A 12033-nucleotide genomic window follows, 5' to 3' on the forward strand; every position below is an offset into this window, starting at 1 on the left:
GAAACGTTATGGTTTCGAGATCGTTATCCATTTGAATTACTGCACAATAGTTTATTGCCTGAATACAGTAAGCTTGGCAGACCATTAAAAATATGGTCGGCTGCATGTTCTTCAGGCCAAGAACCTTACTCATTGGCCATGACAGTGTTGGAATACCAACAACGTAAACCCGGTACTTTACCAGGAGGCGCGACGATTCAGGCAACTGACTTATCACCGTCTATGTTAGAACGTTGTAAAAACGCTGAATATGATGGTTTAGCGCTTGCACGTGGTTTGTCTGAAGAACGTAAACGTCAGTTTTTTGATGCTTTACCTTCTGGCAATATGAAAGTTAAAGATAATGTGAAGCGTTTAGTTAACTTTAGAGCACACAATTTACTTGAAAGTTATAGCTTATTAGGTAAATACGATATTATTTTTTGCCGCAATGTATTGATTTACTTTGCTCCTGATGCAAAGGCTAAAATTTTGCGGCAATTTGCTGCCGCACTTAATCCTAAAGGTATTTTATTTTTGGGTGCGTCAGAATCTCTTGCGGGGTTAACCGAAGAGTTTAATATGGTTCGCTGCAATCCTGGGATTTATTATCAAAAGAAAACCTAGATAATATAATGGCTTACTCGATTTATCATGCCGGCATTCGTCGGCATGTTTGTTTTTATCTTTTATTCGTTGGTAAATTAAATTGTTGGCATAACCTTTGCTTTATTTCTATCAGTTAGCTGATGGAGGCAATTTTATGGCGATTAATTTCGATAATGCATTAGGTGTTCACCAATATTCATTGGGCGTTCGAGCTCAAAGAGCAGAAGTGATTTCAAGTAATATCGCCAATGCCAATACTCCTCATTATAAAGCTCGAGATGTCAATTTTGCATCTGCTATGCAAGCGGCAAGCTCGCATCAGAAAGGCTTGAGCATGAGCCAAACTACAGAGAAACATTTTGATTTAGCGGCGTTAAGTCAGCAGCATGTTCAATATCGTATGCCAAATCAGGCCGATACTGGCGATGGTAATACTGTCGATACGCAGAAAGAACAAGCAGCATTTATGCAAAATGCGCTCGAATATCAAATGTCATTAGGCTTTCTTGAGGGAAAATTTAATGGCATGCGTAAAGCATTGCGAGGTGATTAATCATGAGTTTATTTAATATTTTTAATGTTTCTGGTTCAGGTATGTCTGCGCAGTCAGTGCGTTTGAATACCACCGCCAGTAATATTGCCAATGCTGATTCTGTGTCTAGCAGTGTCGATAAAACCTACCGTGCGCGTCATCCTGTTTTTGAAGCTGAAATGCTAAAAGCCAGTAGCCAACAAAACAGTTCGCCTGGCGTAACGGTTAAAGGCATTGTCGAAAGTGACAAACCATTATTAAAAGAATACTCACCAGACCATCCGATGGCAGATGGTGATGGTTTTATCTACAAGCCTAATGTCAACGTGATGGAAGAAATGGCCGATATGATTTCTGCATCACGCTCTTATCAAATGAACGTTCAGGTGGCTGATGCAACTAAGTCTATGTTGCAACAGACGTTAAGGATGGGTAAATAGTATGATTATTCAAGGAGGTAACAATGAGCCTCGTTAACTCTTACAGTCAGTCTTTACCGCAACAGTCCAGTAGTGCTTCAAACACAAGTGCTACAACCAAAAATTCTGTGCAGGCAAATACGACCACCACGACCACAGGTAATCCTTATCTTGACGGAATTCGCTTATCTGAAGAAAGTGCGATACCTGAAGCAAAAGATCAGATGTTAAAGCAAGAGGATTTCTTTGCTTTACTCAGTCAACAGCTGTCGATGCAAGATCCCTTTAAACCGGTTGATAATGATCAAATGATTGCCCAAATGGCATCATTTTCCACAGTCGATGGTATTTCAAATCTTAATGATGAAATTCTTAACCTCAATACTGTGATGAGTTCTAGCCAAGCCTTGCAAGCTTCTGGTTTAGTGGGCCGTAAAGTGCTTATTCCTTCTGATACTGGGGCTATTTCTACTGAAAACTCGGAAATTAAAGGGGTGATCAGTACGCCATCAACCATCGAATCTATTTCGGTCAGAATTGAAGATGAGTCGGGTCAGTTGATTAAGAGCTTTAATATTGATGGCAGTAAAGGCGGTAATGTTGATGTGACGTGGGATGGTTTAGATAAAAATGGCCAACCTGCAGAAGCCGGTAATTATGCCATTAAGGCTAGCGGTAAAGTGGACGGAACGTCGGAAGATTTAGCCGTATCGACTTATGCCCATGTTACCAGTGTGTCATTGGGCACTGTGGCGACAGGCGCTATTTTGAATTTGCGTGGAGTAGGTGGAATTAAGTTATCTGACGTACTCGCAGTATCTGAAACATAATACGGCCATCAACAAACAGTTGGCTGTCATCATAAATGAATTAATTGTGAGAGGTGAAACATGTCATTTAATATCGCACTGAGTGGTATTGCTGCCGCGCAAAAAGACTTAAATACAACCGCGAATAACATCGCCAACGTCAATACTATTGGTTTTAAAGAGTCTCGAGCAGAGTTTGCTGATGTGTATGCTAATTCTATTTTTTCCAACGGTAAAACCGCAGTAGGCGGCGGTGCCACCACCTCACAAGTTGCGCAACAGTTTCATGAAGGTAGCTTGCAATTTACCAGTAACTCGCTAGATATGGCGATAAGAGGTGGGGGGTTCTTTGTTACCTCGTCAGAATTAGAGACCAAAGATCAGTCATTTACCCGTGCGGGTGCATTTAAAGTTGATTCAGGCAATTACATGGTTGACTCAGCAGGTAACTTTTTACAAGGTTTTCCCGTGGATGCAGATGGTAATTCAACGTCGGTAAGCTTAACCACCACCAAACCCATTCAGATCCCAGATACAGCGGGTAGCCCAGTAAAATCGTCAAACGTTAAAATACTACAGATGAATCATAATGTGGGAGAGAATGTATTAGATCCAGCTAAGTTTAATCCTAATGATTCTGACACCTTTAATAATTCCACCTCGGTGACGATTTATGATTCGCTAGGTGAGTCACATATTATGACCAGTTACTTTATTAAGCCTGAGCAGGGTTCATATACTGGCGAAAGTAATTGGGTCGCTTTTTATGCGGTCGATGGAAAGCCTGTCGACACGACTGTTGCTGGCAGTTATGAAACAGATACCAATGATGATGGCACCAAAGATGGTAGTGCATTGGCAGAAGCTGCTGATCCCGATGGATTAGGAGGTGTATGGTCGGGTGCAGTGCTTACCTTTAACTCAGTAGGTGCTAATATAGGCAGTAACCCAGCTTCGATTATCACTGAGCCATTAGGCACTGCGGGTGCAAATGCTTTAGGCCCTGGGGCCGATGGTACTCAAACTCTTAATATAAAGTTTGATAATCCAACCCAGTATGCTTCTCCGTTTGAAGTGAATAAATTAGCCCAAGATGGTACTACCGTTGGCCGATTGACTAACGTAGGTATTGGCGCTGATGGTTTAGTGACCGCAAGCTACAGTAATGGCTCAACGGTGCCGTTATCGCGAGTAGCCTTGGTGCGTTTTGCCAATGAGCAAGGACTCACTCAGGTGGGTAACACGTCTTGGAAAGCCAGTATCGATTCAGGTGCAGCATTAGCGGGAGAGGCCAATAGTGGTACATTTGGTTTTATAGAATCTTCTGCGCTTGAGCAATCAAACGTTGATTTAACCACAGAGCTGGTTGATTTAATCTCAGCTCAGCGTAACTTCCAAGCTAACTCACGTACGCTTGAAGTCAACAATACCTTAAATCAAACGATATTACAGATCCGCTAATTTTACGCTTACAGTATAAATTTATGCTTATGTAATAATAGGTGTTGCCGTTTACGGCAACACCTTGCCTTTATCCTTCTTTTTGTCACTCCTCATTACTCCTTGTGACTCCTCGTTAATACCTCTCTAGTGTTGATTGATTGTTTTTTGACACCCACCGTGACTCATTATTTATTTTTCTTATTCAATTTCAGTTGATTACTGTATCTAAAAACACCGACTACCCCATTGGCATGATGCTTGCTTGTTCTGTGTATATAGTGTTTTTGCAGAAAGATTGACGGAGCAAAAAATGGACAAATTTCTTTATATTGCCATGAGTGGCGCAAAGCAGGGGATGAATGCCCTAGCAGTGAGTGCGAACAATCTTGCTAACGCCAATACTGATGGATTTAAAGCAGACATGGTCCAAGCCCGTTCAATGCAGGCATTTGGTGAAGGTTTACCTACTCGGGTATTTTCGATGATGGAAAGCCCAGGCAGTAATTTTAACGGTGGTCCGATTAAAACCACGGGTCGCGAACTTGATATTGCGGTTAAGGGTGATGGCTGGCTTGCAGTGCAAGCGGCAGATGGTTCTGAAGGATACACCCGTGCGGGCAGTTTAAAAATTGACAGTACAGGCATGTTGTTAAATAGCAGTAACCGTCCGGTAATGGGAACTTCGGGTCCGATTGTGTTACCTATCCCGGTTGAGAAAATAGAAATTTCCGCCAACGGTATTATTTCAGTACGTCCGCAGGGAGCAACCGCTGAAGTGATAGAAGAGGTCGCGAGGATTAAATTAGTTAATCCAGGTAACGAAAACCTAATGCGCGGTGAAGATGGTTTGTTTCGCCTTACTGCGGGTGGCAATGCACCAAACGACCCCGACGTTCAAGTTGAAAGCGGTGCGGTTGAAGGCAGTAATGTTAACTCAGTGCATGAAATGGTCGCCATGATTGATATTCAACGTCAATACGAAATGCAAGTCAAAATGATGAAGAACGCTGAAGAAATTGATCGAGCGTCCACTTCCTTGATGAGAATTAGTTAGGAGTAATTATTATGCATCCAGCGTTATGGATAAGTAAAACCGGTGTCGATGCCCAGCAAACTAACATTGCCGTTATTTCGAATAACGTGGCCAACGCCAGCACTGTTGGGTTTAAGAAAAGTCGTGCGGTATTTGAAGACTTACTTTATCAAACGGTTAATCAGGCCGGTGGCATTAGCTCAGACAACAGTAAGTTACCTAATGGTTTAAACATTGGTGCGGGTACTAAAGTTGTTGCTACCCAAAAAATGTTTACCCAAGGCAACATGCTGACTACCGATAATTCATTAGATTTAATGATTGAAGGTTCGGGCTTTTTTGAAGTGCAAATGCCTGATGGTACAGCAGCCTACACACGTAATGGCCAGTTTAGCTTAGATGATACCGGTCAAATTGTAACTCCTGGTTCAGGTTATGTGGTGCAACCGCCGATTACCATCCCAGACGACTCCACCAGTATTACGGTATCAGCATCTGGCGAAGTGTCAGTGCAAACACCAGGTACTGCTGCCAGTCAGGTTATTGGCCAGTTAACCATGACCGATTTTATTAATCCGTCAGGTTTAGACCCATTAGGACAAAACTTGTATACCGAAACAGGTGCAAGTGGCACACCTATTCAAGGTACTGCATCGCAAAACGGTTTAGGTTCTATTCGCCAAGGGGCACTAGAAACCTCAAACGTGAATGTAACAGAAGAATTGGTCAACCTTATTCAAGGTCAACGTATTTACGAGATGAACTCTAAAGTTATTTCGGCAGTTGATCAGATGCTGTCTTATATTAATCAGAATCTCTAAGGAGCTAACATGATTAAATACATCGCGTTAGCCTCAGTAGTGTTATTGGTTGGTTGTAGTTCTACAGCCAAGAAACCGATTGCTGATGACCCTTTTTATGCGCCGGTATACCCAGATACCGTTCCGACGCAGGTGGCGCCAACGGGATCTATTTATCTTGATAGCCAAGCATCAAGCTTGTATTCCGATATTCGTGCGCATCGCGTCGGCGACATTATTACCGTCACCTTAAAAGAGTCAACACAAGCGTCAAAAAGCGCTAATAACGAAATCAAAAAAGGCTCAGATTTAAGCGTAGAGCCCGTTTATGCCGGCGGTAAAAATATTTCCATCAGTGGCGTCCCAATTGATTTGGGTTACTCCGACAGCATGAATACCAAGCGCGAATCTGACGCCGATCAATCTAACAGTTTAGATGGCAGTATTTCGGCCAATATCATCCAGGTGCTCAGTAACGGCAACTTGGTGATCCGCGGCGAAAAATGGATTTCAATTAACAACGGTGATGAGTTTATTCGCGTCACCGGAATGATCCGCAGCGAAGACATTAATCCAGACAATACAATCGATTCGACACGAGTGGCTAACGCTCGTATTCAGTATAGCGGTACCGGTACGTTTGCTGACTCCCAAAAAGTCGGTTGGCTGAGTTCATTCTTTATGAGTGACTGGTGGCCTTTTTAAGGAGTAATGCATGAAAATTAAACTGATTGCGTCGGCTGTATCGATAGTCGCATCAATATTAATGCTAACCGCGCCAGCACATGCAGAACGGATTAAAGACATCGCCAGTATTCAAGGGGTGCGAAGTAACCAATTAGTCGGTTATGGCTTGGTGGTCGGTTTGCCAGGTACCGGGGAAAAAACCCGTTATACCGAACAAACTTTCAGAACCATGCTCAAAAATTTCGGCATTAATTTACCAGACTCTGTTCGTCCAAATTCAAAGAACGTCGCTGTCGTTGCTGTGCATGCCGAAATGCCTGCCTTTATTAAGCCGGGTCAAAATCTTGACATTACCGTGTCAAGTTTAGGCGAAGCAAAAAGTTTACGTGGCGGTACTTTATTACAAACCTTCCTAAAAGGGGTCGATGGCAATGTGTATGCCATTGCTCAAGGCAGTTTAATTGTGAGTGGTTTTAGTGCCGAAGGACTTGATGGCTCATTGGTGATTCAAAATACCCCTACGGTTGGCCGTATCCCAGGTGGTGCCATTGTTGAGCGCAGTGTTATTAGTCCGTTTGCGAGTGGTGATTACCTTACCTTTAATTTACGTCGCTCAGATTTTTCAACAGCCAAACGTACCGCAGATGCGATTAACGATTTACTGGGTCCAGACATGGCAAAGGCCATTGACGCCACTTCTATTCAAGTGAGCGCGCCACGCGATGCATCACAGCGGGTGTCGTTTTTATCGGTATTAGAAAACATTGAAGTTATACCAGCAGAAGAATCAGCCAAAGTGATTGTTAACTCACGTACCGGCACCATAGTGGTTGGCCAAAACGTCAAGTTATTACCCGCAGCTGTCACTCACGGCGGATTAACCGTCACCATTGCTGAAGCCACACAAGTGTCACAACCCAATGCATTAGCGGGTGGTGATACGGTTGTAACTACTAACAGTACGATTGATGTGTCAGAAAAAGATCGTCGTATGTTTATGTTTAATCCAGGTACCACACTTGACGAACTCGTAAGAGCCGTGAATTTAGTGGGCGCAGCACCATCAGACGTACTTGCCATACTCGAAGCGTTAAAGATGGCAGGCGCTTTGCATGGTGAACTTATCATCATCTAATTATTGTCGGAATGACTATGGAAAAGTTGTCAGCTTCATCGAACTTTCTGGATCTAGGAGGACTAGATTCACTTCGTGTCCAAGCCCAGAAAGACGAGAAGGGGGCACTTAAAGAAGCGGCTAAGCAATTTGAAGGTATTTTTATTCAAATGCTAATGAAAAGCATGCGAGATGCTAATGCCGCGTTTAAGTCAGACAATCCAATGAACAGTGAAACCACTGCGTTTTTTGAACAAATGCGCGATCAGCAAATGTCAGTCGATTTATCCAATAAAGGCATGTTGGGGCTGGCTGAAATGATGGTGCAGCAATTAGACCCAGATGATAGCCCTATTACGCCAGCATCGGTATTACGTGGCAATAGTGATTATAAAGTTAACCCAAGTATGTTTGTTGCTCCAGCAACAGAGTTAGATAAAGACACTCTCGATATTATTGCGCCAAAAGATCAAATAGCCGCATCGCATTCTGTTATCGGACATTCTGTTACAGCCCATTCTGTTATAGATAGCGCCGAATCGATGCGACCAATGTCAGCCCAACTTACTAATGTGCTAGACGGTGAACAATTAAACAGCGTATTACGCGGTGAGCAATTAGCCAGTCAAGCAGTACAAGTAGGCAAGGTATTGCCGCAAACAGATGTTGCAGTACCTAAAGCTAAAGGCATTGCAGTGAGTCAATTTACCAGCCCAGAACATTTTATTTCAGTCTTGTATCCCCATGCTGAAAAAGCGGCTAAATCGTTAGGCACCTCAGCAGAGGTATTAATTGCCCAGTCCGCGTTAGAAACCGGTTGGGGCCAAAAAGTGGTACGCCGTAACGACGGCACCATGAGTCATAACCTGTTTAATATTAAAGCAGACAAGCGTTGGCAAGGTGATAAAACCTCAGTCAATACATTGGAATTTGAAAAGGGCATTGCGGTGCAACAAAAAGCGGATTTCAGAATGTATGACAACCTTGAACAGAGCTTTAATGACTTTGTGTCATTTATTAGCCAAGGCGATCGTTATCAGGATGCACGTAAAGTTGCCAGCGAGCCAACTCAATTTATTAAAGCGTTGCAAAAAGCCGGCTACGCCACAGACCCTCAATATGCCAATAAAGTCATCAATGTGATGAAGTCGGTTAAAGAAGGCCTTAAATCTATATTACCTGTGGAGACTAAATAATGTCGATTGACTTACTCAATATCGCTCGCACAGGCGTTCAAGCATCTCAAGCTCAGTTAGGGGTGACCAGTAATAACATCGCTAATGCTAATACTGAAGGTTACAACCGTCAAGTTGCCACTCAGGCAACCACAGAATCACAACGCTTGGGCAATAGTTTTTATGGCACTGGTACGTATGTGTCCGATGTTAAACGTGTTTATAACGAATTTGCTGCACGTGAATTACGCATCGGCCAAACCAGCATGAGTGCGGCTGAAACGTCTTACAATAAGTTAAGTGAGTTAGATGAGATTTATTCTCAAATTGGCAAAATGGTGCCAGAAAATCTAAACAACTTTTTTGCTAGCATTAATAGTGTGGCCGATTTACCGACAGATCTTGGTATTCGTACAAACAGCTTAAGTTCTGCGCAGCAGTTGGCCATTGGCTTAAATCAAATGCAATCACAACTTGATGGCCAAACAAAACAAACCAATAACCAAATAGAATCAATTACCACTCGTATAAATGAAATCAGTAAAGAGCTAGGCAACATCAATTTAGAGTTGATGAAATCTCAAGACCAAGACAGCCAAGTACTAGACAAGCAAGATGCCCTCATTTTAGAGCTCAGCCAGTATGCTCAGGTTAATGTTATTGCGTTAGATACTGGTGCAAAGTCAATTATGTTGGGCGGCTCAGTAATGTTGGTGTCAGGTGAAGTGTCGATGTCGATGGGCATCAGTACCGGCGACCCTTATCCAAATGAACCACGCATTAATGCTTCTATTGGTGACAAAACCCTTAATGTTGATCCGTCTAAATTGGGCGGCCAACTTGGCGCCTTATTTTCATTTAGAGACGACACCTTATTACCGGCCAGCACTGAACTCGGCCAATTAGCGTTAGGCATTGCAGACACCTTTAACGAAATGCAGTCTAAAGGTTTTGATTTAAATGGTGATGTTGGTAGCGATATTTTTCGTGATATTAACGACCCATTAATGGCATCTGGTCGTGCGGGAAGTAATTCTACTAATAGCGGTACGGCAGCCATGTCGGTCAATATTGACGATGTGGGCGCATTGTCAGGAAGCACCTACCAACTAAGTTTTACCACAGCGAATGGTTACCAATTAACAGATAACCAAACCGGAAAAGTATCAAACTTAACATTATCGGGTACTCAACTAACAAGTAGTGCAGGTTTTAGCATTAATGTTGCCGGCGGCCCAATAGCGGATGGCGATAAATTTGATATACGCCCAACGGCGGGTGCTGCAGCCGGCTTAAAAGTAGTGATGACCGACCCTAAAGGCATTGCTGCTGCAGGGCCTCAAATTACGCAAAATACAACCAACTCTGGTGAGTTAGCGGTAAAAGTGAATGCCATTAATCGTGCCGACGCTAACTTCCCGGTTACAGGAAGTGAACTATCGGTTCGAGTTAATACCAATACCGCTATAAAAACTTTTGAAGTTTTTAATGCCGCTGGTACGAGCGTTGGTGGTCCAACCGCATTTACTCCACCACAAATTAATACGGGTTTTGGTTTTAGTTTCGAAATTGACGATCAATCCACTGCTGGTGTTACCGATACATTCACGTTTGATTTAGCATTTGCCGAAGGCGACAACAGTAATGCCGTTGAAATGGCTAAGCTGTCGGACACCAAATTGATGAATAACGGCACTGGCACCTTAACCAGCGTGTTTGAAAATACTAAATTAGATATTGGTAGCCAAACTAAGTCTGCTGAAGTGCGCGTGGGCTCGGCGACGGCAATATATCAACAAGCGAGTACCCGGGTGCAAAGCGAATCTGGCGTCAACCTTGATGAAGAAGCAGCAAACTTATTGCGCTTTCAACAATCTTATCAAGCAGCCGCCAGAATTATGACCACAGCACAAACCATTTTCGATACTTTATTCAGCTCGGTTCGCTAGGAGATACATCATGAGAATTTCTACCGGACAGATGTTTCAACAAAACACCAATAGCATATTAAATAAGCAATCTGCCACCAACACCATCATGGCGCAAATTGATAGTGGCAAAAAGGTTAATACTGCAGGTGACGATCCTGTTGCGGCTATTGGTATTGATAACTTAAAGCAAAAAAATACCTTAATAAATCAATTTATTAAAAACATTGATTACGCCACTAGTCACATTCAACAAGCCGAAAGTCAGTTAGGTCAAGCCGATACGTTAGTTGGCAGCATGAAAGAGTCTGTGCTTCGCGGCATTAACGGCAGCATGACTTCCGCCGAGCGGCAAGTGATTGCCGATGACATGCGTCAAAGTCTTGAACAATTAATGTCCATTGCCAATACCAAAGACGAATCGGGTAATTATATTTTTGCAGGCAATAAAACCAACAATGCACCTTTTGCTTTTGATAATAATGGTGATGTGGTTTACAGCGGTGACTCCGGTATTCGTAAAAGCAATGTTGCTGCAGGGGTACAAGTTAATACCAATGTGCCAGGCGACGCCGCCTTTATGAATGCACCCAATGCGATGGGCGATTATGGCGTCAATTATTCGTCAACACAGCAAGGCGACTTTGTTGTCTCTAGCGCCAAAATTGTGCCGCAAATACCAGCGGTACCGCATGTGGTTGATGTATATCAGTTTGTTTTTACCGATAACGGTACTGGCGGCACAAATGTTGAAGTCTTCAACAGTGCTGTTCCGGCAATAAGTGTCGCACCATTAACCGCTTTTGACGCGTCTCTGCCGGTAAAGGTAAACGATATTGAAGTAACCATAAATGGAACCCCTAAAGCTGGCGATAGTTTCAGCATCAATGAAGTCGCCGAAGTCAGTATATTCGACACTTTCAGCAAGGCTATCGCATTATTTGAAAGTGGTGACGATGCACAAACACCTGCTGGTCAGTCAGAGTTGGCACAGCTCTTGAATAACATTGATAGTGGCGTCAATCAAATGAGTCAGCAACGTAGCTTAACCGGCAACAGCCTGAAAGTGCTGCAGCAGTATAGCGATAATCATACTGATGAAAAGTTGATTAACACCTCGGCTCTATCAAAGTTAGAAGATTTAGATTTTGCCTCGGCAATTACCGAATTTGAAAAGCAACAAGTCGCACTCAGCGCAGCATCGAGTTTGTTCAGCAAAGTAAGTTCGACCAGTTTGTTTGACTATATATAAAACGTTTTAAGTTTGTATTGATATAAGGTCTTTTATAAAAAGGCTCTTATAAAAAGTAACAGTTTAATGATTAACCGTTTAGCCAAGCTCCAAGTCTTGGCGTTCAACTAAGAAGAGGAATTTTACATATGGCTATTTCAGTTAATACCAACGTCACATCAATGAAAGCGCAGGGCAACTTAAACAAAGCACAAAGCAATACTGCTACATCGATGGAGCGTTTAGCTTCAGGTTTGCGCATCAACAGCGCTAA

The 12033-nt window shown here is 42.9% G+C and carries 13 protein-coding genes; all 13 read left to right on the forward strand.

Annotated features, from left to right (window positions below):
- Positions 1-606: CheR family methyltransferase (locus H5202_RS12100; protein WP_182772297.1), on the forward strand; the 606-nt coding region annotated here is incomplete at its 5' end.
- Positions 607-742: 136 nt separating this feature from the next.
- Positions 743-1141 carry a flagellar basal body rod protein FlgB gene (flgB, locus tag H5202_RS12105; protein ID WP_182772298.1) on the forward strand — a complete coding sequence of 133 codons (399 nt, stop codon included), beginning with the start codon at positions 743-745 and terminating at the stop codon, positions 1139-1141.
- Between the two features lie 2 nt (positions 1142-1143).
- Entirely contained in the window at positions 1144-1560 is a 417-nt protein-coding gene (flgC, locus tag H5202_RS12110; RefSeq protein ID WP_182772299.1) for a flagellar basal body rod protein FlgC, read from the forward strand.
- Positions 1561-1583: 23 nt separating this feature from the next.
- Positions 1584-2369, forward strand: a complete 786-nt coding sequence (gene flgD / locus H5202_RS12115; RefSeq protein ID WP_182772300.1) for a flagellar hook assembly protein FlgD — start codon at positions 1584-1586, stop codon at positions 2367-2369.
- 60 nt (positions 2370-2429) lie between these two features.
- Positions 2430-3809: a flagellar hook protein FlgE gene (flgE, locus tag H5202_RS12120; protein ID WP_182772301.1), complete on the forward strand. Its 1380-nt coding sequence runs from the start codon at positions 2430-2432 to the stop codon at positions 3807-3809.
- 292 nt (positions 3810-4101) lie between these two features.
- Positions 4102-4845: a flagellar basal-body rod protein FlgF gene (gene flgF, locus H5202_RS12125; protein ID WP_182772302.1), complete on the forward strand. Its 744-nt coding sequence runs from the start codon at positions 4102-4104 to the stop codon at positions 4843-4845.
- Positions 4846-4856: 11 nt separating this feature from the next.
- The gene (flgG, locus tag H5202_RS12130; RefSeq protein WP_182772303.1) at positions 4857-5645 is read left to right on the forward strand and encodes a flagellar basal-body rod protein FlgG; all 789 of its coding nucleotides are present in this window, start codon (positions 4857-4859) and stop codon (positions 5643-5645) included.
- 9 nt (positions 5646-5654) lie between these two features.
- A complete protein-coding gene (gene flgH, locus H5202_RS12135) occupies positions 5655-6329 on the forward strand; it encodes a flagellar basal body L-ring protein FlgH (RefSeq protein ID WP_182772304.1) in 675 nt (224 codons plus the stop codon).
- A gap of 10 nt (positions 6330-6339) precedes the next feature.
- On the forward strand, positions 6340-7446 hold the full coding sequence (locus tag H5202_RS12140) for a flagellar basal body P-ring protein FlgI (protein ID WP_182772305.1): 1107 nt from the start codon (positions 6340-6342) through the stop codon (positions 7444-7446).
- 17 nt (positions 7447-7463) lie between these two features.
- Positions 7464-8621: a flagellar assembly peptidoglycan hydrolase FlgJ gene (flgJ, locus tag H5202_RS12145; protein ID WP_182772306.1), complete on the forward strand. Its 1158-nt coding sequence runs from the start codon at positions 7464-7466 to the stop codon at positions 8619-8621.
- Positions 8621-10549 carry a flagellar hook-associated protein FlgK gene (gene flgK / locus H5202_RS12150; RefSeq protein ID WP_182772307.1) on the forward strand — a complete coding sequence of 643 codons (1929 nt, stop codon included), beginning with the start codon at positions 8621-8623 and terminating at the stop codon, positions 10547-10549. Before flgJ ends, flgK begins: the two co-directional genes overlap by 1 nt.
- 10 nt (positions 10550-10559) lie before the next feature.
- Complete coding sequence (gene flgL, locus H5202_RS12155; RefSeq protein WP_182772308.1) at positions 10560-11780, forward strand: flagellar hook-associated protein FlgL; 1221 nt, start codon at positions 10560-10562, stop codon at positions 11778-11780.
- Between the two features lie 128 nt (positions 11781-11908).
- Positions 11909-12033, forward strand: a 125-nt coding sequence (locus H5202_RS12160; RefSeq protein WP_443019401.1) for a flagellin N-terminal helical domain-containing protein, incomplete at its 3' end; no start/stop codon positions are given.

The sequence above is a fragment of the Shewanella sp. SG41-4 genome (assembly GCF_014164505.1).
Taxonomy (GTDB): Bacteria; Pseudomonadota; Gammaproteobacteria; order Enterobacterales; family Shewanellaceae; genus Shewanella.

Bases quoted from the DNA above. Each gene is read 5' to 3' on its own strand.
- flgB (WP_182772298.1), top strand. From the start codon at position 743: ATGGCGATTAATTTCGATAATGCATTAGGTGTTCACCAATATTCATTG.
- flgC (WP_182772299.1), top strand. From the start codon at position 1,144: ATGAGTTTATTTAATATTTTTAATGTTTCTGGTTCAGGTATGTCTGCG.
- flgD (WP_182772300.1), top strand. From the start codon at position 1,584: ATGAGCCTCGTTAACTCTTACAGTCAGTCTTTACCGCAACAGTCCAGT.
- flgE (WP_182772301.1), top strand. From the start codon at position 2,430: ATGTCATTTAATATCGCACTGAGTGGTATTGCTGCCGCGCAAAAAGAC.
- flgF (WP_182772302.1), top strand. From the start codon at position 4,102: ATGGACAAATTTCTTTATATTGCCATGAGTGGCGCAAAGCAGGGGATG.
- flgG (WP_182772303.1), top strand. From the start codon at position 4,857: ATGCATCCAGCGTTATGGATAAGTAAAACCGGTGTCGATGCCCAGCAA.
- flgH (WP_182772304.1), top strand. From the start codon at position 5,655: ATGATTAAATACATCGCGTTAGCCTCAGTAGTGTTATTGGTTGGTTGT.
- H5202_RS12140 (WP_182772305.1), top strand. From the start codon at position 6,340: ATGAAAATTAAACTGATTGCGTCGGCTGTATCGATAGTCGCATCAATA.
- flgJ (WP_182772306.1), top strand. From the start codon at position 7,464: ATGGAAAAGTTGTCAGCTTCATCGAACTTTCTGGATCTAGGAGGACTA.
- flgK (WP_182772307.1), top strand. From the start codon at position 8,621: ATGTCGATTGACTTACTCAATATCGCTCGCACAGGCGTTCAAGCATCT.
- flgL (WP_182772308.1), top strand. From the start codon at position 10,560: ATGAGAATTTCTACCGGACAGATGTTTCAACAAAACACCAATAGCATA.